This is a genomic window from Novipirellula rosea (assembly GCF_039541335.1).
In the GTDB taxonomy this organism is placed as follows: domain Bacteria; phylum Planctomycetota; class Planctomycetia; order Pirellulales; family Pirellulaceae; genus Novipirellula; species Novipirellula rosea.
In genome coordinates this window covers 12,533-37,185 of record NZ_BAABGA010000017.1, presented here as the reverse complement: position 1 = coordinate 37,185, position 24,653 = coordinate 12,533, and the positions used below count along the sequence as shown (strand labels likewise).

The 24,653-nt window shown below is 55.8% G+C and carries 19 protein-coding genes; 9 read left to right on the top strand and 10 right to left on the bottom strand.

Going from position 1 to position 24,653, the window contains the following annotated elements; translation table 11 throughout:
- The first annotated feature begins 52 nt into the window (after positions 1 to 52).
- Positions 53 to 1,063, top strand: a complete 1,011-nt coding sequence (gene trpD / locus ABD971_RS05885) for an anthranilate phosphoribosyltransferase (RefSeq protein ID WP_339945019.1) — start codon at positions 53 to 55, stop codon at positions 1,061 to 1,063.
- A 259-nt stretch (positions 1,064 to 1,322) separates the two neighbouring features.
- Positions 1,323 to 2,651, top strand: a complete 1,329-nt coding sequence (locus tag ABD971_RS05880) for a 3-keto-disaccharide hydrolase (protein WP_345320325.1) — start codon at positions 1,323 to 1,325, stop codon at positions 2,649 to 2,651.
- 216 nt (positions 2,652 to 2,867) lie between these two features.
- On the opposite strand, the gene ABD971_RS05875 is transcribed toward ABD971_RS05880, so the two are convergent.
- From ABD971_RS05875 to ABD971_RS05860, 4 genes are all read right to left on the bottom strand, one after another.
- The gene (locus ABD971_RS05875) at positions 2,868 to 3,851 is read right to left on the bottom strand and encodes a protein-tyrosine phosphatase family protein (RefSeq protein ID WP_345320323.1); all 984 of its coding nucleotides are present in this window, start codon (positions 3,849 to 3,851) and stop codon (positions 2,868 to 2,870) included.
- A 414-nt stretch (positions 3,852 to 4,265) separates the two neighbouring features.
- Positions 4,266 to 5,555, bottom strand: a complete 1,290-nt coding sequence (locus tag ABD971_RS05870) for a polysaccharide pyruvyl transferase family protein (RefSeq protein WP_345320321.1) — start codon at positions 5,553 to 5,555, stop codon at positions 4,266 to 4,268.
- Positions 5,556 to 5,761: 206 nt separating this feature from the next.
- Positions 5,762 to 6,427, bottom strand: a complete 666-nt coding sequence (locus tag ABD971_RS05865) for a peroxiredoxin-like family protein (protein ID WP_345320319.1) — start codon at positions 6,425 to 6,427, stop codon at positions 5,762 to 5,764.
- A gap of 364 nt (positions 6,428 to 6,791) precedes the next feature.
- Complete coding sequence (locus ABD971_RS05860; protein WP_345320317.1) at positions 6,792 to 7,970, bottom strand: GumC domain-containing protein; 1,179 nt, start codon at positions 7,968 to 7,970, stop codon at positions 6,792 to 6,794.
- A 49-nt stretch (positions 7,971 to 8,019) separates the two neighbouring features.
- Here ABD971_RS05860 and ABD971_RS05855 point away from each other — a divergent pair, with 49 nt between their 5' ends.
- On the top strand, positions 8,020 to 8,343 hold the full coding sequence (locus ABD971_RS05855; protein WP_345320315.1) for a hypothetical protein: 324 nt from the start codon (positions 8,020 to 8,022) through the stop codon (positions 8,341 to 8,343).
- A 301-nt stretch (positions 8,344 to 8,644) separates the two neighbouring features.
- Here ABD971_RS05855 and ABD971_RS05850 read toward each other — a convergent pair whose 3' ends face one another.
- Together ABD971_RS05850 and ABD971_RS05845 are read right to left on the bottom strand one after the other, a co-directional pair.
- Positions 8,645 to 9,136 (bottom strand): MarR family winged helix-turn-helix transcriptional regulator, encoded by a 492-nt coding sequence (locus tag ABD971_RS05850; protein WP_339945010.1) that lies wholly within the window; start codon positions 9,134 to 9,136, stop codon positions 8,645 to 8,647.
- A gap of 114 nt (positions 9,137 to 9,250) precedes the next feature.
- On the bottom strand, positions 9,251 to 11,143 hold the full coding sequence (locus ABD971_RS05845; RefSeq protein ID WP_345320312.1) for a glycerophosphodiester phosphodiesterase family protein: 1,893 nt from the start codon (positions 11,141 to 11,143) through the stop codon (positions 9,251 to 9,253).
- Positions 11,144 to 11,480: 337 nt separating this feature from the next.
- Here ABD971_RS05845 and ABD971_RS05840 point away from each other — a divergent pair, with 337 nt between their 5' ends.
- Positions 11,481 to 12,755 (top strand): lactonase family protein, encoded by a 1,275-nt coding sequence (locus ABD971_RS05840; protein ID WP_345320310.1) that lies wholly within the window; start codon positions 11,481 to 11,483, stop codon positions 12,753 to 12,755.
- 212 nt (positions 12,756 to 12,967) lie between these two features.
- Here ABD971_RS05840 and ABD971_RS05835 read toward each other — a convergent pair whose 3' ends face one another.
- The gene (locus tag ABD971_RS05835) at positions 12,968 to 13,495 is read right to left on the bottom strand and encodes a hypothetical protein (protein WP_345320308.1); all 528 of its coding nucleotides are present in this window, start codon (positions 13,493 to 13,495) and stop codon (positions 12,968 to 12,970) included.
- Positions 13,496 to 13,929: 434 nt separating this feature from the next.
- Between ABD971_RS05835 and ABD971_RS05830 the strand changes: the two genes are divergently transcribed.
- The 4 genes from ABD971_RS05830 (at position 13,930) to ABD971_RS05815 (ending at position 20,448) form a co-directional block, all read left to right on the top strand.
- Positions 13,930 to 14,907 (top strand): glycosyltransferase family 2 protein, encoded by a 978-nt coding sequence (locus tag ABD971_RS05830; protein WP_345320306.1) that lies wholly within the window; start codon positions 13,930 to 13,932, stop codon positions 14,905 to 14,907.
- An 88-nt stretch (positions 14,908 to 14,995) separates the two neighbouring features.
- Entirely contained in the window at positions 14,996 to 16,597 is a 1,602-nt protein-coding gene (locus tag ABD971_RS05825; protein WP_339946833.1) for a hypothetical protein, read from the top strand.
- A gap of 210 nt (positions 16,598 to 16,807) precedes the next feature.
- A complete protein-coding gene (locus tag ABD971_RS05820; protein ID WP_345320304.1) occupies positions 16,808 to 20,044 on the top strand; it encodes an AsmA-like C-terminal region-containing protein in 3,237 nt (1,078 codons plus the stop codon).
- Positions 20,045 to 20,097: 53 nt separating this feature from the next.
- Positions 20,098 to 20,448 (top strand): hypothetical protein, encoded by a 351-nt coding sequence (locus tag ABD971_RS05815; RefSeq protein WP_345320302.1) that lies wholly within the window; start codon positions 20,098 to 20,100, stop codon positions 20,446 to 20,448.
- A gap of 27 nt (positions 20,449 to 20,475) precedes the next feature.
- Here the strand turns inward: ABD971_RS05815 and ABD971_RS05810 are convergent, their stop codons facing one another.
- The 3 genes from ABD971_RS05810 to ABD971_RS05800 all read right to left on the bottom strand — a co-directional run bounded on the left by ABD971_RS05810 (position 20,476) and on the right by ABD971_RS05800 (position 23,490).
- Entirely contained in the window at positions 20,476 to 22,188 is a 1,713-nt protein-coding gene (locus ABD971_RS05810) for an L-lactate permease (RefSeq protein ID WP_345320300.1), read from the bottom strand.
- 77 nt (positions 22,189 to 22,265) lie between these two features.
- Positions 22,266 to 23,372, bottom strand: a complete 1,107-nt coding sequence (locus tag ABD971_RS05805; RefSeq protein WP_345320298.1) for a 3-oxoacyl-ACP synthase III — start codon at positions 23,370 to 23,372, stop codon at positions 22,266 to 22,268.
- Positions 23,362 to 23,490 (bottom strand): hypothetical protein, encoded by a 129-nt coding sequence (locus ABD971_RS05800; RefSeq protein WP_345320296.1) that lies wholly within the window; start codon positions 23,488 to 23,490, stop codon positions 23,362 to 23,364. The genes ABD971_RS05805 and ABD971_RS05800 overlap by 11 nt, the downstream gene beginning before the upstream one ends.
- Positions 23,491 to 23,851: 361 nt before the next feature.
- Between ABD971_RS05800 and ABD971_RS05795 the strand changes: the two genes are divergently transcribed.
- On the top strand, positions 23,852 to 24,604 hold the full coding sequence (locus ABD971_RS05795) for a gamma-glutamyl-gamma-aminobutyrate hydrolase family protein (protein ID WP_339946828.1): 753 nt from the start codon (positions 23,852 to 23,854) through the stop codon (positions 24,602 to 24,604).
- Positions 24,605 to 24,653: the final 49 nt, after the last annotated feature.

Here is a 24,653-nt window from a genome sequence, read left to right as displayed (position 1 = left end):
TAACTCAAATTCTCTTCCCTCCCTCTCTCTAGTTGAACCCTCAGATCTCGCTATGGCATCACTTTTTCAGGCCGCAATCGTACAAGCCAATTCCGGGACCGATCTGGACGAAAACCAAACCAGTGATTTGATTGACGCGATGCTGCGTGGCGAGGCCGAGGAACGCGATGTCGCAAATTTATTGCTTGCACTAAAGGAAAAAGGGGAATCGGTTAGCGAGCTGGTCGGGGCTTCGCGTGCAATGCGTCGCCACATGACCCAAATTCCTCATTCTCACCGTGTGCTGCTGGACACCTGTGGGACGGGCGGCAGCGGCAGTGGGACGTTCAATATCAGCACTGCCGTGGCGATTGTGGCCGCCGCAGCAGGGGTCGCTGTCGCGAAACATGGGAATCGCCGCGCGACCAGTTTGACCGGGTCGGCCGACGTGCTCGAAGTCTTGGGGGTGCCGATCGAATCCGACGCCGAGTCGGTCGCTCAGCGACTTGATCGTGATGGTATTTGTTTCTGTTTTGCCGCCAAGTTGCATCCGGCGATGCGGCATGTGATTGGAGTGCGGCGTCAGCTGGGCGTCAAAACCTTATTCAACTTGCTCGGCCCCCTCTGTAACCCCGCCGGGGCGACCCACCAATTGCTTGGGACCTCGACCCCCGAAACCCAAACCATGGTGGCTGCCGCCATCGGAGCTCTGGGAACCACCCGTTCGTTTGTCGTACATGCTGCCGATGGACAAGACGAAGTCTCGCTCGACGGAGCCACGCATGTCATCGACGTGCAAGCGTCCGAAAACAAAACCTACGATTGGACGCCCGCCGATTTTGGGCTGCAAGAGACGACCCGAGACGCTTTGGCGGCGGCGAATCCGAACGAAAGTGCCGAAATTATTCGCCGGGTCTTTCACGGTGAATCCGGGCCGTGCCGCGATGCCGTGCTGGCGGGGACCGCCGCAGCACTAGTGTTGGTGGGCGTCGCGAGTGATATTCGCGATGGGGTCAAGAAAGCGGCTGAAACGATCGATTCCGGGGCTGCAAAAGACAAGCTGGCGTCCTTAGTCGGTCACTAGGGCCATCATTGCGCCCCCGTTTTTACGCTGGTTTGCAGCAGTGCGATTCTCGTTAAACTCGCTCGCTGAAGAGCGATCTTTTTCGTTCCTGCAAAGTCTATTGACCTTGCCCTTAGCATCCTGCTGTGGTTCGTGATCGTTGCAAATGCCACGCTTTGGAAATCTTCAATGCTTCCTACGCATCGGTGCAACATTTTTCGGTGCCTTTGAACTAGACTGTTGGCTTCCAGCCTTTAATTTCCCTCCCAGGAACCCACCCATGAAAAGAATGTTTGCCTCGCTTACCTTGACCTTGCTCGCTCTGTGTGCAAACGGCGTTGTTCGAGCCGAAGCCCCTCCGGAAGGCTATCGTGCGATCTTCGACGGCAAAACCCTCGACGGATGGCAAGCTCGTCCTCACTTCAATCCCACCGAGCTGGCCAACATGCCTGCCGAGGAGCGAGAAGCGAAGCAATCGCAGTGGATGTCGGAAGCCAAGCAGCACTGGACGATCGAAAACGGCGAATTGGTTAACGACGGCAAGGGCCCCTACCTGACCACCAACGACAATTTTCGTGACTACGAATTGTTGCTCGAATACAAAACCGTGCCTCGCGCCGATAGCGGCATCTACCTAAAGGGCACGCCTCAAGTTCAAATCTGGGATTCGACCGAGGAAGCTAAATTCAAGATCGGTGCGGGACTCGGCAGCGGTGGACTTTGGAACAACAGCGCCGGCGCCCCCGGTAAAGATCCCGCCAAGTTGGCGGACAAGCCATTCGGCGAATGGAATTCGTTCAAAATTCGCCAAATTGGTGCTCGCACCAGCGTTTGGCTCAACGGCGAAAAGGTCGTCGATAACGCGATCATGGAAAACTTTTGGGATCGCAAATCGCCGCTCGCGGTCGAGGGACCCATTCAATTGCAAACCCATGGTGGCGAAATCCGTTGGCGCAATCTGTTCGTTCGCGAGTTTAGTGGCGACGAAGCAAACGAAATCCTCAGCCGCCGCGATAACGATTCTTTCAAGTCGCTGTTCAACGGCGAAAATTTGGACGGATGGCAAGGAGCCGTGGATAACTACGAGGTCGTCGATGGTGCCATTCGCTGCAAAGCCGGCCACGGTGGGTTGTTGTTGACCGACGACGAGTACAGCAACTTCGTCGCTCGCGTTGAATTCCGTCTGCCACCTGGTGGTAACAACGGATTGGCAATTCGCTCGCCACTTAGCGGCGATGCGGCCTACCAAGCGATGACCGAGTTGCAGGTTCTTGATTCAGAGCACCCTAAGTACGCCAAGCTTGACCCACGCCAATATCACGGCAGTGCTTACGGAATGATTGCAGCAAAACGAGGTTATTTGCGAGAAACCGGCCAGTGGAATTTCCAAGAAGTGACCGTCGATGGCAGCCGAATCAAAGTGGAGCTGAACGGCAACGTGATTTTGGACGGCGATGTCGCGGATGTCACCGAATTCTTGGCCAACCGACCGCATCCGGGCAAGGATCGCAAGTCGGGTTACTTCGGTTTCGCTGGTCACAGTGATCCCGTTGAATTCCGAGACGTTTCGATTCGTGAATTGCCCGACACTGCTGCGGCGTCGAACTAACGTTTTCGGTGCATCGTTACAGTCCACGCCCCCAGTGGCGTGGACTCGTAGGGAATCCAGACCGTGAAAAAATCTTCCGCCCAAGCGTGTCTCGGCGGAGGTTGCAGGTGGTTTTTGTAGCGGTGCGGCGCAGACCGCCCGGTCGAAATCGAACGTCTTTCACGCTGCAACCGGACGGCTCTCGCTGTGCCGCCTGAACGCTAGCAACGTCAACCGTCAATTACGGTATTGTTCGTGACACTTTGTGCACAAAGTGCCCATTTGATCCAAGTGGCGAGTCGCCGATGTGTGGTCGCTATTTCGGATCGCGTCTTCGAGCTTCGCCGCGACTTTTTCAGCGGCAATCATTTGATTCCAGTACGCGTCGTCGTCGCCGGTTCGATCGTTCGTTTTGGATGATGATCTCAAACGCACAGCTTCTCGGAAACCTTCGCGAAGCAGGGTTGCTTCGCCTGCGGGACGTAAATCAGGATGCGAATCCAGAAGTGCCCAGTCCTCATCGGCAAACGAATGGAGGTGTTCGTTGGCTTGATCGATTGCCACCATCAGTGAAGCCATCGAATCGATCGGAGCGATCGGAACCAGCGGGGGCAGTGGTTTATCGTCGGCGGGCATTTTGAAAGATTTGACGTCACGCCACAGACCTGGGTAGTGCTTGCTGGTGCCTGCCTTTTCTAAAATATGCATTGCCGATTCGTGGTCGGCCGACCCATCCGCAATGCACGCGACGGCGGCTGCCGTGGGGCCGCGATGTTTGCCGTGATGGCAATGGATGTAGAACGGGCCCTCGGCGTTTTTAATGAGATTGACAATCGATTCGCCTGCGGCTTGATCCAACCCATCGTATCCGATTGGGATATGCACGTAACGTAAACCCGCCCGCTTGGCCGCCGCCACGTCCGGCCGAGCTCCATCGACGCTGACCACGGTGCGAACGCCCAATTTGGCAATCTCGGCAAAGGCGGCATCATCGTCCGGCTGCGCCCCCGAATAGATCCGCTCGGTCAATTGGAAGAGGTTGTGAAGATGCGAGGACGAATCTTGCGGAGGCGATTCGATCCGCAGCGGCGGAGCCGGCGTGGGACTCGCAGACTGGGTCGAGGCCGCTGTTTCTTCGCCCGCCGTGCTGCGAATGCCGTGCATGTTGCACAGCGAAAGACATAAGAAAGCGGCGGAGAGTCGCGTTGCCGTTGTGTTCATCGGATCAGAGAGCGGTAGGAAGGCGATTTTGTGGAGGGAACAAGTTCATGCATCATAACCACTACAGCAGTGTGCACGCAGCCCCATCCACCGCCCCATCCACGGCCGCAGCGAAACGCGTCAAGAGTTTTGTCCACGCCTCTCCATCACCCCCATTTCAGCGTCCAGTAGAAATGAAGTGAGTCGTGGACCGTAAGAGAGCATCCAGCTTAGAAAAAACAGAGCCCGACGCGTGAGCGCGGGACCGCATCAAGATCGAGATTTCCTCGCTCGCGTGTCGGATTATGATGTTGATGGCTTAGTGGATTCAGGTGCAACGGAGGTTCTGAATCTAGACGCTCTCGCAACGCACGGGTAATTCGCAACGCACCGGGAAAACCGTGTCGCCCGCTCGCATCCCAATGGACTTTCTGTTTAGCCCAGCTCGCTGCTCAGTTGCTGCATCGTTTCCCGCTGCCGTTTTTCAACGAACTTGCGTGCCTGAGCTGCTTGGTCCTTCGCCGCCCCGGGATTTTTCGCGATGTCCAAAACAGTAGACACGAGCTGTTGGCGGCGTGATTCGTCATCGTGGTCAAACAGCCAATCCCCCAGCCCGATGTCTTCCCACATAAATCCTTTACTCGTCTGTTCGTCGAAACGACAAACAATCGCGGGGACTCCATGGCCAATACACATGATCGGCGAATGCATCTCGTTACCAAACAGTCCCGCGCTGCGGACATACGTGCTGATTGCTTCGCCAGTCAACCAGTAGTCCGGCCGCCACACGACCCGTGACAAAACTTCCGCGGGTAACTTGTCGTAGATCATTTCTTTGCCGACCTGCATTTGCGTGCGGTCCTCGGGACAAACCAACACCTTCAAGTCAGTTTGCTTGACGACTTGGATGATTGCTTCGCGAAGCGGAGCGTGATCGTGCTCCTTCATCATCCCGTTGCGTTGGTGTTTGTCGTTGTCAAATTTTGCGGTTTTTTTGATTGTCCAGTAAGGGGTGTAGCGGAGCCGGGGAATGCAGCAGAGGAATTTTCCGGTTTGCAGATCGTGTTTCTGTAAAAACGCGTTGGCTTTTTCCTCATCTCGCAGATCGCAGGCAAAGGCGGCGTCGGGCCCAAATTCCATCACGGGACTCTTTACCCCAAGTTGTTTCGCAAACGCCAGCGATTTCGAATCGCGAAAATAGACAAAGCTCGCTCCGCTAAGGACATCGACCGTCTTGCGTAGTGAATCAGCCGAAGTCGCGGTGGTGGCATGCGACATTTTTGGTGGAAGCGTGATGCCGTAAATGCCGTACGGTTTGCCCGTTTCGTCACGCCACTGACGAACGTCTCTCTCGGCGACAAGCGAGGCACCAGACCCGTGCAGCATGAAGTCGCATGTTTGGTAAGCTTCGGCGAGTTCCGGCGATCCCTTTTTGGCGATCTTGAGTTTCGGAAATCGCGATCGAAGCAGTTCATCGACGCCGTTATCAACGTTGCTAGGGTAGAGGACGATCTCGGCATCCGGCAGATGGGTTTCCAGAATGCTCAGCAATCCAGGGGTATGAGCGATGTCGCCGATATTCACGGTCTGCCACGACGAACGAAGCAGGATCCGTTTGGGTTTGGCGTTGTCGTCGGCAAAAGTAGCATTGAGACCGGCGCCCAATGAAACGCCGATTGTCGCGGCAGCGGATTGAGCAAGGAAGTGACGGCGGTTGTGATTCATTGAAGAGTTGTAGGGGTGGTCAGGAAGGCATCCCAAGATGCATGGATGCGGGCAGGAGGGTGGGCAAACTGTGGGCACCCATTCTGATCGATTCCACGCCCGGATTCCACAATCGCAATCGCGCATTGCCTGCGTTTCTTTCCCTTTTTTTATGCGTGAGCGAGACGCGGTGATGGCAGCACGCCACTGATTGTGTGCCCCGCGAGTTAAGCGAGGTTCTTTATCGCTGCAATCACGTCCTTGGGTTCGGCGCGAGTGCGATAGTCGACATTGACGTATCGCCAAGCCACGACGCCGTCACCTGAGACGCCGTCACGTGAGAGTACGAAGGTGGCTGGGATTGGCAGGACACTACCGTTGCCGTTGTTGATCGCTGACAAGTCGAGGCCGCGGTCGTTTCGCATATGCTCAAGAATCAAATCGGGAACTTTCCATGCGACACCATATGTTGCGGCAACACTCGCGTCCTGGTCCGAGAGCACCGTGAATTCAAGCTCGTCCCGTTCTGACTGTGTCAACGACTCGTCGGGCATCTGAGGGCTGATTGCAACCAATTGTGCACCGAGCTCGCGAATCTCTGGCATCCGAGCCTGCATCGCCCGCAATTGCAGATTGCAGTACGGGCACCAACTTCCTCGGTAAAACATCACCACCGCCGGTCCATCGGCAAGCACAGCGGAAAGAGCGACCGTTTTGCCCTGCGCATTGGGCAACGCAAATTCGGGTGCCGGTTGTCCCACAGCGATCGCTTTGCCACCTTCTTGGAACTCACGAGCCTTCGCGAGAAGTTCGTCGATCGACTGGGCAAATTCAGGCTTGGCTTGACGTGTTTTCGCAAACTGTGCGTCAGTTTGCTCTTTCAGACTTGTCATCTTGGTTTTTCTGGTGATGTGTTGGAGTGCTAGGGTAAATGCGACGTTACTCGCCGAGTGTTACCGCATTCGGTGCGTTCCCAGTACTTCGTCCCGTTATTAAGTTTGGGTTTAGCGTCCACCCCAATTCCTAGTCCTGACGCAGCACCAGGCTTCCGGCGGCCGAATATTGGGCCAATAAGGAAGAATGGTCAAACGTGTTCTTCGTCCGCAATCACCTGTGACACACGTGCCGACTCCCTCCGTCGCAAAACGACGATAGCGGAATGCGGGGCTGCCAGCGCTAGCCACGGTTCCAACGTTCAGCCGGGGCTATCGCCCAAGCGGCTAAGAGAATTTCACCCAATCCATTCTGCCCACCTGCTTAATCGTGGATGTCGTTGTCATCCCGTTTGAACCCCAGCAGGAATCCAAGCAGCAGCGGCGAAGCAAATGCAACGCCGGAAAATGCAGCGGCGCGTTTCAGCGGTAGCGAATGCAGCGGCTGATGTGGCGGTGTCGCGGCAGCCAATAGCTGCACGGTTTCGACTTGTCTACTCTCGGTGCGAACCGCTGCGGCCCTCGAACTTAGCTTACTCAGCACATCTGTGGCTATTTCGAGTTCGGCTTTGGCAAATTGCAACTGCGCATCGAAACCGCCTAATCGCTCTAGTTGCGATCGTTCCTCATCATATTTTTTATTGAGGACGTCAAGTTCAATTGCCAGAAGGGCACGCTTTCGTTTCATTTTCTTCGCCCAGCTCGCACGTTCAGGATCAAGTTGGGATTGATCCTCGTTCGATTGCGATTCCGCAATAGGCTCGTCGAGTGCGGCTTGCGCATCGAGAACTTCAAGCCGTGTTTTCACATCCGAGATCTGAGTGCGGAGCTGTGAAAGAAACAGTAAGTTAGATTCGGTTACGGCGGCGGTTGCCGGGTGGCTTATCGCAGAACCTGATAAATCTTTGCTCAGCTTATGGACCTTTATCTGCCCTCGTTCAACCTCCTGCTGCCAACGCTGGATCTCGGGTTCAAGCTCGCGTTCCATGCTGATAATGCGTTGACGAGCAAATGTATCTCGCTGCCTCAGGTAGGAATCGACGACTGCATTACAAACCATCGCTGCTGCTTCGGGGTCCGTATCCTCGTAAGACACAATCATTCGTGATTTTGTTCCAGCCTCAGTGACCGACAGGTTTTTGAGGAGATTTACCTCGGTATATTTTGGATTCGAAAGACTGGGGGCCGTTCGCAGTTTCGGATCGGCGAGAACAGGTTCGAGCACGATGGGGCTAAACAGGATGTCCTTTTCCGATTTAGCCAAGTCTTGAATCGTTGGACCTACGCCTGGAAAAGGCATCAATTGGTTGTTGGCCCCCAACAGGGATGCCCCAACATAATGAGGCTCAAACAATCGCAGCGTCGCAAAGGCCACGATGCTTGCCAGCACGATTCCCGCTGGCACGGCCCACCGACCGCAACGGCGAAGCGAACGCAAAGGGCTCCAAGGGTTGGGACGCGATGGTGCTGTAATTCGGTCTTCTGAATCAATTGTCTCGGACATAAACAAACCTGCTTCCAAAAGGATGTGAATAGGATTTTGGTGCTACGGAGTGCAGTTCATTGATCCGCTGGCCAAAACGGCGAACTCAAAATCAAATCAGGGCGCAAAGCGACCATCATATTTTTTTTTGAAAGAAAACGCCCGCATCTCTGAATTGCCGCTGGGTACCGCCAGCCCCCCCACATGGTACTCGGTCGATTTGCAGAATGCTACATGGTCTAGCAGGGGAGACGCATTTCGCTTCATTCCAAAGCCCGGCAATGCCAGCGCCGTCAACGATTTCAGCAAGCCCTACGATTGCTCATTCACGTCCCCGGTGGTCTTTTTAGTTTTCGCCTTCATTTGTCTGTCGAGCCGGCCGTCCTGGACTTAGTGGGCGAGCCGATGGCGTCGGGCATGATGGCGGCCGGATGCAATCGATTGATTAAAATATCAGAGAAGAAAACAGTAAGGGGCCATCGCGGATGTGGTTAGCGGCATGTCTTCCTAATCTCTGACCTACCGTTTTCTAACCTGCTTGAGAAACGTGCCAAGCGTTAGCCCAGGACCGGTCGTGCGAATACGCGAGGGGACCGTCGTTTATACGTCTAACGATGCTTCCAGATGCGTTGTGAAAGCTAGCTCTGCTTCCCATGATTTAGCGATAAAGCTAGGAGCTCAATTCAAAAGAACGGCTAGGCGGGTTTCTGTTCGGCAATCACTCGTGACGAACGTGCTTTGGCCAGCAATTTGATCAGCCGTTTGCACTCCGCTTCGGACATCCCTTCGCAGACGCTTTGGTGGAGAGCCGCAACGGGTTTGTCCATTTTCGTGAGCAATTTGCTTCCGTTGGCCGTCAGCGAGATAAACCAGACTCGCCGATCCTGATTGCATCGTTTGCGCGCGATCAGATTCTTTTTCTCCAGCTTGTCGAGCAGATTGGTGATCGCAGGGGTGATTGCGATCAAGCGATTGGCGACTTCAAGCGAGGGGAGCGGTTCCTCGGCCGCGCGAAGGATCCGCAGTACGTTGTATTGCGGTTCGGTCAGCCCATATTCTCGAAACAGCCGGCCAAAATGATATTGGAACTGGTCGTCGGTCCGCCGCAAATCAACCACCACCGTCTCCTGGATCGTACCCAGTTCACGCCATTTTTCGGTTGATCGTTTCTGTCCGCCGCTCGCCAAGTCTCCCGCCTCCTAATGATTTCATACGTACCGTATTTAGTTTATCGCTAATCAATTTAGAAGGCAAGTAGGATCACCCGCCCCCCCGGACTCGCGTGCAATGCTTTTGCGACTTCATGGTCCTGCTTTGAGCGACAACAATAAACTTGGGTGATCGGTGTAGATTCGCTGCACGCCCATCTTCAATAGACGCTGCATCGACGCGGGATCGTTGACGGTCCAGGCTCCTACTTCAATTCCCGCCGCGCGGATCTGTTCGACTTTCTCTGGCGTGATGCCATCCTGGTGCAACACCAGCGACTCGAATTGTTGCTGTTTCGCAACCATGATGTCTCTGTCAATATCGGTGTCTTTGCCGCGATCCCAAAACACAGGGATCTCGGGTGCGATCCGCTTTACCTCAATCATGTATTCAAGATTCCCATCATTGAATCCCACCCATTGCTCGGCGTTCATTGATCGGACCAGCGAAACCGCATCCGCAACACAATCCATCTTGGGCTGGATCGAGACTCGCGTCTGTCCCTGCGACTTCACCATCGTCAACACGTCTTTTAACAGCGGTATTTTCGCGGGCGGACATTCGATAAGCGACTTGCCTCTGCGTTTTCTGAAATCAGTCGCAACGTCGATCTCGGCGAGTTCCGCATAGTTTGATTCGGTAACCACTCGATCGGCATCGCCTACACGCTGGGTCGTTCGATCGTGTATGACCACCAACTGCCCATCACGAGTACGCAGGATATCCAATTCGATCCAGTCGGCACTGACGTCGATACCGCTGCGAAAGGCGGCCAGCGTATTTTCGGGGAACTCGCCTGAATGACCGCGATGCGCCGTCACGCCGTTGGACAAGAATTTCAACGACGGTGGTCCCAGGATCGATTCACGCTTGCTCTGAAACAACTCGAGCCACGCCAAGGTCAACGCGTCGGGAATCGTGGCCGCAGGCCGTATCTCCGCTGGCGTTTTTCCCCAATAGAATCCGATCCAACCCGAGGCATACGAACGGGATTCGTCGATAAATTGGCCTAATTCGTCGGCCCCACATTTCAGTGTAAACAGCTCTTCGATCACGACCGGCTTGCCCGCAGCAGCAAACCCTTTGAGCGTTTCGATCGCCTCGTCCACTTTTCCTTTTTCGGGGTATAGGTGCATCGCGATGAAGTCGAGATCGGCTGCGATTCGTTCGGGCACAAAGCCCGAGGTCATTCCGGGGCGATCCAGGCTCCATGGTACGAGTCCGACCGTGATCAAATGACGGTCGTCATGTTGACGGATTGCTGCAACGAGTTTTTTAATCCAAGCCTGCGCAACCTCGGTGCGATCTCGGTCTTGGCGATCCCGTGCGATGAATTGCACAAAATGTTTGTCACCAAACCCTGGGCCTAGCCAGTCAGTGCGTGCTGTGTTTCCGCCGGGGACCACCGGTTCGTTCATCAAGTCGTAACAGAACACGGCTGGGCTTTGGGCACATTGCTTGGCGATCGCTTCCCAGAACACCGCCTGCGCCGCCCAGCGTTCTTGCTCACTCAGGTTATCGTACCACGGTGGCACATCCTGCTTGTGGTAACATCCGAGTCCGGTTAGATCGAGATACAGTCTCGTTTTTTCGGCCAGTGCAACGAGGCGGGTAAGTTGCTTGAGTGAACGCGAATTAGGGTTCGACGGGCTTTCCATGAACTTGCCAAACTGCAGATGGATACGAACCACGTTCGCGCCAAGTTCTTTCATCTCGCCAAACGCCGACTCGACTTTGTCCCATTCGTCGTCCCAGTAATCTTCGATCAAACGCCCGTCACCTTCGTGATCGTAGTTGAATCCCCAGGGGATGAAGGAGTCGTCCGAATCGGCCAACGAAAATCCTTTGCCGTCGGCGGAAACCTGAATCCAACCAAGTTCGTCCGCGTTGCACTTTGCTTGAGGAACCATCCACTGGGTCACCACACCCAACGGCCCGGCGGCAAACATCGCAACGAAGATCAGGGGGCGGAAAATCAAAGTCATAGCGAGACCGCTGCTAAGGTTGGGGCAATGGGGGCAGGACGCATCCGAAATCCGGATTCAACGAATTCGATGACGGTTTTATTCTATGGGTTGATTCGATTGCCATGCCGTCATGAATTGAAAAATAACGTTGTGATTGCGGAGCAATCATCGACAATCGATCGGTTATAGTAGGGCTCAGCTCGCGACACCCCACCCCTTGTGAGACAGCTGATTTAGTACGACATCTTAAAGGGTGACGAAACCGTGGCTAACGTCAAAACGGCTGACGGAATCAGCAGTCTGCTCGTCCGCGGACGAGAAATTACCCACCTCGATTACCCACCTCGAATTTGCCATGACGACACGAAACCACCCTTCTGGATTCTTGCTGCGAATCCTTGCCGTTATTTTTCTAGCCTCGCCGCTGTTTGCCCGCTCGCTGCAGGCCCAGTCCGCAGACGCGGAGAAACCGCTATTCGCCTACGTCGGCACATTCAGTTCGCCGCTTCGTGACGTGTTACCTACGCAAGTCGATCTGCCACCAGGCAATGGCCGAGGTATTCATATTTTCCAGATCAACCGTGCCAGCGGAGCGATGACGCCCGTCGGGACTTACCGAATGGGCACGAGTCCCAGCAGTCTAGTAATCAGCGCCGATGGAAGTCGGCTGTACTCGGCTAACGAGACCGATCGAGTTGGCGCGGACAAACAAGGCTCCGTCAGTGCCTTTGCGATCGATCGCCCCAGTGGTCAATTGACCATGCTCAATACGGTCCGCTCAGGCGGCGCCGGACCGACGTACGTCAGTATCGATCCGACCGGTCGACACGTGTTGGTCGCCAACTATTTTGGCGGTTCCATCGCCGTGCTGCCGATCTTGGACGATGGAACATTGGGTGACGCCAGCGACGTTAAAGTCGACGAGGGCGAAATTGGGCCGACCACGGCCACGCATGCCCCGCAGGGCAGTTTTGCCATCAGCGGCCATGACCGCACTCATGCCCATATGATCCAAGCCGATGCCTCGGGGCGTTTTGTCTTACATGCGGACTTGGGATTAGACAAGATTTTTGTCTGGAAGTTTGATGCGAAAAAAGGTGTGCTTACGCCTAACGATCCTGCGGCGATCGCTTTGCCCGCGGGGGACGGTCCACGACACTTCCATTTCCACCCCAACGGTCGTTGGTTCTATTCGATCCAAGAAGAAGGATCGACGATTGTGTTGTTCGATTACGACAAGCAAACGGGCCGGTTGACCGCACGGCAAACCATTTCAACGTTGCCACCGGAGTTTACTGGCAGCAATTTTTGCTCTGAAATTTTGGTTTCTGCCGATGGCAAGTTTGTTTACGCAGGCAACCGATTGCACGACAGCATCGGGATCTTCTCGGTCGGCGACGATGGCGAACTGAGTTATGTGGGCGAAGAGTGGACGCGAGGCAATTACCCGCGAAGTTTTCAGTTCGATCCGGCTGGCAATTTTCTTTATTGTTGCAATCAACGCGCTGACCACATTGCGGTGTTCCGCGTCGACCGCCCCAGCGGCGGTTTGGTCTTTACCGACCACTACGTTCCGGTTGGCAACCCATCGTGCGTCGTGTTTTTGGATCTTGCCAGCAGGAGCAAATAAAGCATTCAGCATCTCAAGCTGTGCCGGGGACGTCAAAGCACCGACCGACGCATTTGTGAGCCGCGACAGTAAGCGGCCGGGGCGTTTGCATGACCCGGTGCCTTACAGCCCACGGCTCACAATTGCAATCTGAATTCCGATTGAGTCACTGCCGCCGTGTAAGATCCACGGCGCCAGTGACTTGCGTCCTCGCGAATTAACGGGGCTTATTATTAGCGAGGCTTATTGACCGTGCGGTTTCGGACGCGAGTGTAGGCATCCTCGGCCGCGGGTCGGGCGTCGTCCCAAGGCATCAAGGGGGCGCCCCCTTCTTCCTCCCAACGCTGACGCGCAATTCGCTCGCGATCGGCCCAGTCTTCGTTGACGTCCGGATCGAACGATTCCCAGCCGGCTTGATACGCCGGAGCGTAGTCGTCGTAGCTGTAGGAGTCATTGTAATACTCGCGGTTTTGATGCTCGTCTCGCCAATAGGCCACCTCGACGGTGGGATCGATATTTTCAGCGACCGCCTTGCCTGCCAAACCGCCCGCAATCCCTCCGATCACGGCGCCTGCGACCGTGCCGATGGGACCGGCAACGGCGCCAGCGGCAGCACCGGTCGCAGCGCCCCCGAGCGCGGCTCCGACACCAGTACCCACCGGATGTGATCCCGCTTCGCCCGTGATGGGATCTTCGTTTCGCAGTTCTTCGCGTTCCTCTTCGGTTCGCGCATTCTCAACTCGTTTGTTTTTATTAGCCATCGCCTCATTTCCCATATTCAATTTGAGAGTGAATACAGCCGTGGCGAGAAGAATCGAAACGGCTGGCGACCGTAATCGCACCCTTGCAAGAATGCATTTGCTGTGCCGGTCGCGTACCGCAGTGATCTCCCGCAGACTCGCTCTGCGATTCTCCCCGATCTAGCGATATTACTGCGGAAAAGAATACGGACCAACGCAACAACTGCTTGCTCGAAACGGAGCCAAAATGAACGAAAATGAGGCCGTCAAATGCTCGCATGCCAGCCGAGGTCCACTCGAAAAAAGAGACGTCCCCGGTTTCTGGAATCCCAAAGTCCCATGGATAGCCCCCCAACTAACCGGTACAGTGGCGTTTTGTTTCCTGCACCCATGCAGCCTACCCCCTCCGCTTGGCAGGAAACGTTTACTTTGTGATCCCGATATCGAGAACTCCGTTGCCTGTCCACAGCGTCTCCTTTGTCATTCCGGTTTTAGACGAAAGCGAATCGTTAAACGCACTGCATACCGCCATCGCGGCGGTTTGCCAGGCGGAACAAATCGAGCGTCAGATCATTTTTGTCGACGATGGTTCAAACGATGATTCATGGCAGGTGATCGAAGCGATTGCAGCGGCAGATCCCTCCGTTTGTGCGATCAAACTTCGCCGCAATTTTGGCAAGGCCGCTGCTTTGTCGGCAGGTTTCGAAGTGGCGAAGAACGAAATCGTGATCACGATGGACGCCGACTTACAGGACGATCCCAAAGAGATCCCACGTTTTCTCGAACAACTCGACATGCAAAAGGATGTCGTCAGCGGCTGGAAACGGGTACGGCACGACCCTTGGCACAAAGTGCTGCCCAGCCGAGTGTTCAATTGGTTGGTCAGCCGGATGACGGGGGTTCATTTGCACGATCACAATTGCGGATTCAAAGCGTACCGCCGCGAGATCTTTGACGAAGTCAAACTGTACGGCGAGTTGCATCGCTTTGTACCTGTGTTGTCAGCGGCCAAAGGTTGGCGGGTCGGCGAGATCGAAGTTGAGCATCATGCTCGCAAGTTCGGTCGCTCGAAATATGGCGTGTCGCGGCTGATCAAGGGATTTCTCGACCTGATGACGATCTACTTTCTGACCGGATACTCGCGGCGACCGCTGCATCTGATTGGCACCGCGGGAATGCTGTTCTTTAGCTTCGGTGGCCTGGGCATCGTTGGCTTGTCCGCATGGTGGGTGATCAGCCGCGCGAGTGCATCGATTCGCGATATTCATCTGCACGAAACAGCGATCTTTTATTACTGCATCGTTGCGGTCCTACTCGGAGCCCAGTTTCTGCTTGCAGGCCTACTGGCAGAGTTGATCGTTTCACTTTCTCGCGACACACAGACGCCATTTAGTGTTGCCAAACGAATCGGTGACCAAAACACGCAAAGCTAAAATGTCACGTTGCCATTGCCGACTTTGATTTTTGCAAAGACGACAACGCCACCCCACATTCCCATCATTCACTCCACGATCGACCTCGATGCACAAAGACACGCAAGAACGTAAGAAACGACGCACCGCCTACCTCTTGTTGATTTTGATCGGGCTGGGGATCGCGGCAGGCCGAATCGCAACCGTGACCAGCCGCGAGGGAGACACCGCCTTCTTGAGTGCCAATGATCGCAGTCGCTGGTGTACCGTCGCCGCGCTGGTCGAAGATCGCACGTACGAGATCGATCGCCAAATCACCATCCGAGGCGGCAAGAACCGCACCCCGTGGAACACGATCGACAAGGTGCGTCATCGTGGCGATGACGGCAAATTGCATTACTACAGCAGCAAACCGCCATTGTTTCCAACCTTGGTGGCAGGCGTCTATTTTTTCGTCAATAGCTTGCTCGGGCTCTCGATGACCGAGCATCCGATCTATGCGACACGGATTGTGTTGGCGCTGGTGAATCTGCCGCTGCTGGCGATCTTTTACTTTTGCACGATCGGTTCGATTGAACGTGTATGTGGAAATTCGTGGGCTCGGCAATCGCTCGCGTTGGCGATCGTTTTCGGCACGATGCTGTTGCCCTTTTCGATGACGCTGAACAATCATCTGGTCGCCGCCGCCTTCACCGCGCTAACGATGTGGATCTACTTGTTGGCTTGTGAGAAACTCGATGACTCGGTTACTGGCACCTCCACCGTGATGCCGTTGGGGTTGTATCTGTTGGCTGGATTGGCAGCCGCGTTCACCGCGGCCAACGAATTGCCGGCACTGTCGATGATGGTGCTGTGGTTCGTGCTATTTGCTTGGGTCGACACGAGATCGCTGCTGCCGTTTGCGGCAGGATTGATCATTGTGGCCGCAGGATTTTTTGGGACCAACTACGCCGCTCATGGCAGTTTGCGACCGCCCTATGCGCATCGCGGCAACGGCGATTTGATTGCCGAGATCGAAGCGTCGCTCGATTCGATTCCCAGCGAGCAGATTCATCATGAAATCGTGCAACGCAATTTGATCCAACCGTCGCAGGAAATCACTGTCAAACCGTCCGATGAAAAAGGGCGTTGGAGTGTTCGCAGCGACGATGACCAACTCTTTTCGTTGACCCGAACCGCGAGCGGAAACTGGGCGTTGCATTTTTGGGACGATTGGTACGAGTACCCCAATAGCTACTGGCAAGATGGTCGACGGAGGGGCGTCGACTTGGGTGAACCCTCTCGAATCGTCTATTTTTTAAATATGACGATCGGTCATCACGGAATTTTTTCGCTCACTCCCATCTTCTTGCTCGTCCCGATTGGATTGATCAAAGGACTCTCGTTCGGGCCTCACGACTATCGTCGGTTTACGCTAGCTGTCTTAATTGCTAGCGTCGTTTGCTTGCTGTTCTATCTCGCCCGACCGCTGATTGACCGTAATTACGGGGGCGTTAGTTGCTGTTTTCGCTGGGTGTTATGGTTCACGCCGATGTGGCTGCTAATGCTAGCACCTGTTCTTGATGAGTATGCAGGAAAGGCACAGAAGCGAGGCATCTTCCACGCGATGCTAGCACTCAGTGTGTTTTCGATGTCGACCGCCCTGCAAACTCCTTGGCAATCGCCGTGGATCTACCAGTTCTGGTCGTTTTTGGGGTGGCTTGGCGGCTGAGCCTCGGGCTAGTATCGCGACAGATTAACCTCGTGCTGAGCGGTCTTTTACGGCCCCCCGGCATCAGGGGACATGGATGCCCTTGGTTTGTGAATAGGCTGTTTGCGATTGGCTGGGTCCAAATCCGATCCGAAACCGAAAACGTCGCGTGCATTAGCGCGATGGGTGTGGGCTGCGCTGATCTCAGCTGCGCTCATTACGGTTGTCCCGATGCTGGCCCCCGATACGCTTGGGGAACAAGCTCGGCGTCATTTACTAAAGAAGTTGCGAGATCACTACGTTGGGTATGATGTCTCGATTGGGCGGGGCCGTTTCGAGAGTTCGGTGGGGATCATTTTTGAAAACATCGTGATCACGAATCCTGCGGCGATTGCCGCTCCGCTTCGCGAGCTCGTTCGCATTGAACAACTGGTCGTCGTTGCCAACGTTCATCCCGAAAAGTTGCTGGACAAAGAAGTCCCGCTGACGACGAATCGAATTGCGATCAACGGCTTTCATGCCAACGTCACATTGAGTGACGACGGCACGCCGTCGCTGATGGATCTAATGCCGCTACCGAAACTCGGTCCCGAGGCTCCTCGCATCGATCTGCTGCGGGGAACAATCCATTGGTATGATCCATCGGCGAGCCAGCGGCCGGTCAGCACCGAGATTGCCAAGCTAAGTCTAGTCAATACCGAGCGGCTCGATGGCGGCGTTGACCGCACCGTGACCGCCACCGGTTCGAGCGATTTGGCGGACGCGTTTCACGTCCAATGGGATAGCGTCAACGCCGCGAGCGACGTCCGCTGTTCGGTGCGTGGCGTCAAGATTGACCGTGAACTGTTCAACCGCTTACCCGCGACGCTGCAAAAGCCATTGGTCGATGTGCGTGGGCTGCAATGTGTATGTGACCTCTCGTGCTCGGTTTTCCATGCACCCGGTCGCGACTTGAAGTACCGTGTCCGCTCGACGATCCACGAAGGCCAATTCACTCACGCCAAGCTGCCCAAACCGATCACTCAGCTGCGAGGGGTGTTTGTTGCGGAACCGCAATTGATCCAGATCGAAGCTTCCCAGGCCTCTCTCGGAGAAGCGGTCGTCCGTGTCCATGGCGAACTACGCGGCGATCGCTGGCCGCTGGACGCCGATTTGAAGGTCGCGACCAATGGGCTGCTTCTGGATGACCAATTTGCCTCGGTGCTGCCCGACACGTCACGTCGCGGTTGGGATCACTTGCAGCCCCGCGGCCGTATCGATGTCAAAGCCGACGTGACTTGCCGCACCGGAATCTGGGACGCGGATGCCGAGGTGGTCTGCAAAGGGGTCGACATTCGCTATGAAAAATTCCCCTATCCCGTACACCAATTGGTCGGCCGGATCGAAGTCCGCGATGGCATTGCCTCGAGCGATTCGCTGAACGGTCGCATCGACAGCCACCGTATGCAGTGTGCATTTCGTTTGCCCATTCGTCCGGGGATCACCAACGAGAAGACGTTTGTGATGGCTGCGGATGGCCCCATTGCCATCGATAGCACGTTAATCAAATCGCTGTCGCATCGCGGCGCGCCCCAATCGGCGCTCGAGTCGTTTGTTCGCTCGCTGCGACCTCGCGGAGCCGTGCATTTGGCCAGTGCGATGTTTGGCACCGACGCGAGCGGACGGAATACCCGCCAATTGGATTTGCGGATCATCGATGGTCATTTGCGTTACGAAAAATTTGCCTACCCGTTGTACAACGTTGATGGCCGCATCGAGGTCAACGAAGATGTCGTGCGGATCACCGATTTCCGAGGGTTGAGCGCCAATTCGGGGGTGGTTCGCTGCGAAGGGACCTACCGAATTCCCAAACCGTCGCCCGACCCGAACCTGTTTCGTATCTCCGATTCAGGCAGCGGGATCGAAGTGCCGCCTCAGCTTGCATTGGTGTTCCAAACGACCAACATCCCGATGGACGATGCGTTGCGATCCTCGCTTCCCGAATCAGCCCAACACACCTGGGACTCGCTCGCGCCGGGCGGCGTTTTAGACGAAGCCGATGTTTGGGTGACGCAACAAGAGCATGCTGGGCCGCTGCAGATCGATTTGACCGCTCGGCAAATCTACGCCAACCAGATCAACAACCGCACGCTCAGTCTGCGACCGTGTTCGCTTCCCTATCGCATCGACATCAGCAGCGGCACGGTCCGCTACGATGGATCCAAGGTCTACATCGACTCGCTTAATGGACAACATGGCGCAACACGGTTGGCCGCCGACGGATTTTGTGTCCAAGGACCCACGGGGCGTTGGGATTTAACGCTGAACATGAAAGGCGGCAGCCGGCTGAACCCCGATGCCGAATTGATTTCCGCGTTGCCTAATGAAATGCGGGAAGCGATGCGGCGATTGCAATTGCGAGGCCCTGTCAGCCTGCGAGGGCAGACGAAAATCACGTTGCCCGACGCCGATCACATCGAACCACTGATTCACTGGGACATCGCCTTGCAACTCGAGGGGAACCGGATCGCGGATGTCGGCCCGGTACACTCGCTGCGAGGTGAAATTTCGGTCGTCGGGAGCCGTGACCAGCAAGGTATTCGTGCGGCGGGCGATGTGCATATCGACTCGATGCATGTCGATGATCTGCAAATCACGTCGATCCAAGGGCCCTTTACCGTGGTCGACGATGTGTTGAAATTAGGCGTTCGCAGCAACCTTGCCTCGTCTCATTTGGCCGGATCCAACATGGCGCCGTCGCCGACCCCCGCGACACGGTCGATCACCGGCCGAGTGTTTGATGGCGTTATCGAATTGCGTGGCGACTTGGAACTTTCCTCCGGCAGTTTTGATGTCGACATCGCCGTGCGCGATGCTCAAGTGCCGACGATTCTTGCCGACTTTGGCCATATCGATAATGAAATTAGTGGCGAGTTCTCAGGAAACGCGTCACTCGAAGGCAGCTTGGGAACACTCGAATTCCTCAAAGGCACTGGTACCGCCCAAGTCACCAAAGCAAACCTGTATCAATTGCCGCTGATCGTGCAGGTCCTGAACCAACTGCGGATCAAGCCGACCGAAGATGTAGCGTTCACCGATGGCACGGTTCAGTTCAGCGTTTTTGGCGACACGCTGAACTTCAACGAACTGAAAATGTGGGGCGACTGGGTTGCACTGGAAGGCAGTGGGTCGCTCGATGGACGTCGCGAACTGGACCTCTCATTTAATACTCGGGTCAGCCCGCAGAACGCGTTTACGCAAATCATTCGCCCCTTGCGAGGCGAAAAGTACACGCTCTGGACAATTGACGTGAAGGGGCCGATTCACGCTCCGACGATTGAACGGCGTGCCTTCGAAGGGGTTGGCGAGACGCTCGAACGATTTATTCCGACGATCACCAACGCCAATCCTGGTATAAATAACCCTGCTGACGTCGCCCCCGAAGCGGCCGAATCGTCACCACGCGGATTTGGAAACTGGTTTCGTTAGCGCGATCCCTTTTTCGAACCTCCTTCGTCTCGAAATCAGTGAGGTTAGTGATCATGCAAGTCAATCCTAGCTCCGCCGCGGCGTCTGTCGCAGGCACCGCTCGAGCCGCCGCCCGCGGAGGCGAGGCCGACTCGCAAGCCGCCGAAGCCACCAAGCGGCAAGCGACCGCCGAGAACCCAGGTGGCAAAACCGCCGAGGCGAGTGCGATCGACTCGAGCGAACAAACGCATGATCGCGGCGGAGACGGTCGGCAAATGTACGACACCTTCGAACGAGCCAAAGAGCACGACGAACAAGAAACGCAGCCCGACGAAGCCGCCGCGGAACAGGAGGCCACCGATCTCGATGTAACACCGCCAACCCATCCCGAGGAACCACCGCCGCACATCGATTTCAGTGCTTGATCCAGCGGCCAGACGCCGCTGGGTTCCTTACCGCCCCCACCACACGATCCCATAGCCAATGGTCCCTAGCAGCAATGCGTAGTAGGTGAACACCCACAACGTTTTGCGGATGATCACGCCCTCTTTGCCCACCAACCCGACCACAGCCGACGCCGCCACGACGTTGTGGACACAGATCGTATTACCGGCCGCGCCGCCAACAGCTTGTAACACCACGATCCAAACCGGATCGACACCGAGCTTCTCGCCCACATTGAATTGGAACGATGAGAACATCATGTTGCTGATCGTATTGCTGCCGGCGATCGATGCCCCGAAACCACCGATGAAAGTCGCAAATACCGGCCATGCGTCGCCGACCGTGTTCTTGACTCCTTCGGCCAATGTGATGGGCATCGACTCGTACCCGGCCGCCCCGTGGGTGCTGTTGATAAATACCTGGACCATCGGCACGGTAAAGACCAAGGCCACCGAGGCTCGCAGAATGGTGCGAAACGAATCGCCGCAGGCCGCAGCGCAGGACCGCATCGGCACTCGCTGGAACAACACGGCGATGAGCGACGCGATCACAAACACGGTGCCTGGCAGATAGACGGGACGGATGATTTCGGAGATCGAAGTGCCAAAGATTTCGCTCACGGGCACCGCAAACGACTTGACCCACTGTGCCGGTGATCCCTCCAGTCCCGGCAACGAGTCAAGCCGGGTCAGCACCAGCAGCAAGGCGACGATCACGTACGGCGACCATGCCGCGATCAATCCCATCGGTCTCGCGTCGTCGCGAGCACTGGCGTCCTCCGGCGGATTGGCCAGCGGAAGTCCCAGCCAATCGTCCGGCCACTTGTCCGCAGCGGGGAAATCCCAAATCGCGTCCGCTTTGGGCATCAAGAACCCAGCCTTCGCGGCGGGGACCACGATTGCCAAACCGCACAGCCCTCCTAAGAGCGACGGGAACTCGGGACCCAACAACCAAGCAACCAAGACATACGGAATCGTCATCGCAAACGCGGCAAAAAGAGCGAAACGCCAAACTGCCAAGCCTTCTTTAAAGGAGCGATTTTCGCCGAAGAATCGCGTCATCAACCCCACCAACCACAGCGGGATCAACGCCCCAGCGATCGCATGCAGCATCGCCACTCGCAAACCGATCAACGATAGCAGCGTCCCTCCGTCAGCAAATCCATGGCTTTGCGCAAATCCATCGATCGTCCCTTCCCCCGCTAAACCGCTGCTAACGCCAATCAGGATCGGCGTGCCAACGGCGCCAAAGGAGACCGGAGTGCTTTGAATCACCACGCCCGAGACGACTGCCGCCATCGCGGGAAAGCCGAGACCGACCAACAGTGGCACCGCGACGGCTGCGGGCGTCCCGAAACCGGCGGCTCCTTCGATAAACGATCCAAACAACCATGCAATGATGATGACTTGGATGCGGCGGTCGGGTGAGATGTCCTGAAACGACTTTCGGATCGTTCGTAGCGCCCCGCTTTGACGCAGCGTGTTTAGCAATAAAATCGCGCCGAAGATGATATACAACAACTCCGCCGCAACGATCAGTCCTTTCACGCTCGCCGCTGCGACTTGCCACGCATCCACCTGCCAAACCCACAGCGACAATCCGCAAGCAACGATGTACGCCAGCGGCATCGCACGACTGGCCGGCCAGCGCAGCATGACTAAGAAAACAGCCACGGCAATGATCGGCAGCAATGACAAAAACGCCAGTACTTCGTCGCTCACGATGGGGTGTCCCGTTCTAACGAGGGTACTAGTGCAAACACGCATACGTCGGCGTGTGCGATCGGCACCACGTTAACCTACAGAATCGCATCAATGTTGCCGCTGACCTTCGTATCGCCCCATTTTGCAGCAATCATCACGCTGTTGATCCCCGAGCCGATCCCCAACATCGCGACTTGGTCTCCGCTGGAAAGATCACCTCGCTTGGCAGCCGCGGCAAGTGTCAACGGCAGAGCAACCGACCCCGTGTTGCCCAAGAACGGAAACGTGATGCTGTCGTTGTCCTGGGAAAGTCCCATCGCTTCCAACATCGCCACTCGATGTCGCGAACCGACTTGATGACATACCGTTCGCGTAATAGTCGATCGCGTCCATGTCGATGCTTCTAACAAACGGTCAAACGCCGCAGCGCCGGTGGCAATCCCTTCGGCCATCAAACGTTCCGAGTCGGTATCCATCAGCGGCGTCATCCCCGCGCCGGCCGAGTCCTGGTCGCTGCGACACAGGTCATGGAACTCGGTACGCGCCTCTGCGATCGCGGTGTCCAGCAGCGTCGGCTGCCGATCGCCATTGGCGGCATCAGATCGGGCGAGATCACGATGCGTCAATAACCATGCGCAACTGCCCGAACCGATCGTCAGCGAAGCAAACGCGGGCTTCACGCTTTGCCGAGTCAGCGTGTGATCGGCATTCAATTGAGCAATGGTCTGTTCCAACAACGGGCGACTGTTTTCGGTTCCCACCACGATGCCGGCTTCGATGACCCCCGCTTCGATCAACGCGGCAATTTGTACGGCACCATTCATCACGCCTAGACAGGCGTTCGAAACGTCATAGACCCAACAACTCGATGGCAGCCCCAATTCATGGTGAACCCGCGACGCGGTGGCGGGCTCTAGAAAGTCACGGCACACGCTGGCGTGAATCAGGCAACCGATCCGCTCGGGGGCGATACCTGACGCCTCCATCGCGCGGCGAGCACTGCGAACACTCGGCTCGCTGGGCATCGTTCCGGGCTGCCAGACACGCCGCTCGTTAATCCCGCTCATCAACGCCAAGCGTCCTTCGGGAAGTTTCAAGCGGCTATAGAGCGGCTCGAGTTTCCGTTCGAGGTCGTCGCTCGTCCAAATCTCTTGGGGAAGTTCGGTACCGATCGCATCAAGGGAAACGTTGCTAAATCTCACGCTCAAGTCCTAAGTCGTTGGCTGCATTGGTGTTGGTGCATTTATAACGAACAAAACCGCGGCTGACCAGGATCTCAAATCGGTGCGGAAATCCGCCGGTTGCTAGCAAATGCGGCATTTGCTAGCACCGCATGTAGTGCTAGCGACGGCTAATTCTGCCTAGCTAGGAAAAAGGGTTTGCATTGTTCGCATACCCGCATAAAGTTTCGCCGCACCAGAAGTGACACGGCGTGTGTCACTTCCGGCGGAAAACAACGATGGGATCGCCGAACAACATCGCTCCTCTTGGGGAACATGTTAGTAGGACTTGTCCAAACGTCACGATGGGATGAAAGCCAAGATGGCACTCACTGACATCGCAAGCATTCCTTTTCGAATTCAAAAAATCTTCTCTGAATTGTTTTCTGTCGCCACATGTTGCGAAATGATTTTTGCAACGCGTTTTTTATCACTCGCGATCTTCGAAGAGGAACTTTCGGATGACGTGTAAGCCCTTGATCGGCATGAATGCCGACTTTCGTGCTGCCGCTCGTAACGTACCCGCATACAGTTACATTGCAGCAGGATACTTTCAATCGGTGATCGCAGCGGGAGGGATTCCAGTTGTTTTGCCGCCTATGGATGACGCGGAATCGATTCACACCGCGATTGAAAATTTGCATGGCTTTATCATGATCGGCGGAGCCGACTTGGATCCACGCAACGATGGCTTTATGTTGCATCCTTCGGTTCGCCCGTTGGATCCCGTTCGCGAAACCAGCGACCGTTTGATCATTGCTGAGCTGGCCGAACGACGCGTCCCTGTGCTCGGAATTGGCACTGGAATGCAATTGTTGAATGTTCACCAGGGCGGAAACCTGTTCTTGAACATCAAAGAGGATCTGCCTAACGCAGTGCCTCACCATGACCCTCACGACCCCAACCATCGCCACACGTTGAACGTCGAAAGCGACTCGTTGGTCGGCCGCGTCTATGGCGATGGTGAAATCCGTGTTAGCAGCCGTCACCACATGGCGATTGACGAAGTCGCTCCTGGTTTCCGTGTCACCGCTCGTTGCCCCGACGGCGTGATCGAAGCGATCGAAAGCGAAATGATGGATTGGTTTGCCTTGGGCACTCAGTTCCATCCTGAGTGTGGTGCCGCATCGGCGCTTGACATCCGCATCTTCGAAGAATTCATTGATGGCGTGCGTGATCGCGTCATGCAAGAAGACCTTCGACTGGTTGCCTAGTCCAATTCGCTCGAACCCCGTGATCACGCTTCAGGAGGAAGCGTGATTG

Bases quoted from the DNA above. Each gene is read 5' to 3' on its own strand.
- trpD (WP_339945019.1), top strand. From the start codon at position 53: ATGGCATCACTTTTTCAGGCCGCAATCGTACAAGCCAATTCCGGGACC.
- ABD971_RS05880 (WP_345320325.1), top strand. From the start codon at position 1,323: ATGAAAAGAATGTTTGCCTCGCTTACCTTGACCTTGCTCGCTCTGTGT.
- ABD971_RS05875 (WP_345320323.1), bottom strand. From the start codon at position 3,851: ATGAACACAACGGCAACGCGACTCTCCGCCGCTTTCTTATGTCTTTCG.
- ABD971_RS05870 (WP_345320321.1), bottom strand. From the start codon at position 5,555: ATGAATCACAACCGCCGTCACTTCCTTGCTCAATCCGCTGCCGCGACA.
- ABD971_RS05865 (WP_345320319.1), bottom strand. From the start codon at position 6,427: ATGACAAGTCTGAAAGAGCAAACTGACGCACAGTTTGCGAAAACACGT.
- ABD971_RS05860 (WP_345320317.1), bottom strand. From the start codon at position 7,970: ATGTCCGAGACAATTGATTCAGAAGACCGAATTACAGCACCATCGCGT.
- ABD971_RS05845 (WP_345320312.1), bottom strand. From the start codon at position 11,143: ATGACTTTGATTTTCCGCCCCCTGATCTTCGTTGCGATGTTTGCCGCC.
- ABD971_RS05840 (WP_345320310.1), top strand. From the start codon at position 11,481: ATGACGACACGAAACCACCCTTCTGGATTCTTGCTGCGAATCCTTGCC.
- ABD971_RS05835 (WP_345320308.1), bottom strand. From the start codon at position 13,495: ATGGCTAATAAAAACAAACGAGTTGAGAATGCGCGAACCGAAGAGGAA.
- ABD971_RS05825 (WP_339946833.1), top strand. From the start codon at position 14,996: ATGCACAAAGACACGCAAGAACGTAAGAAACGACGCACCGCCTACCTC.
- ABD971_RS05820 (WP_345320304.1), top strand. From the start codon at position 16,808: ATGCTGGCCCCCGATACGCTTGGGGAACAAGCTCGGCGTCATTTACTA.
- ABD971_RS05815 (WP_345320302.1), top strand. From the start codon at position 20,098: ATGCAAGTCAATCCTAGCTCCGCCGCGGCGTCTGTCGCAGGCACCGCT.
- ABD971_RS05800 (WP_345320296.1), bottom strand. From the start codon at position 23,490: ATGCCGCATTTGCTAGCAACCGGCGGATTTCCGCACCGATTTGAGATC.
- ABD971_RS05795 (WP_339946828.1), top strand. From the start codon at position 23,852: ATGACGTGTAAGCCCTTGATCGGCATGAATGCCGACTTTCGTGCTGCC.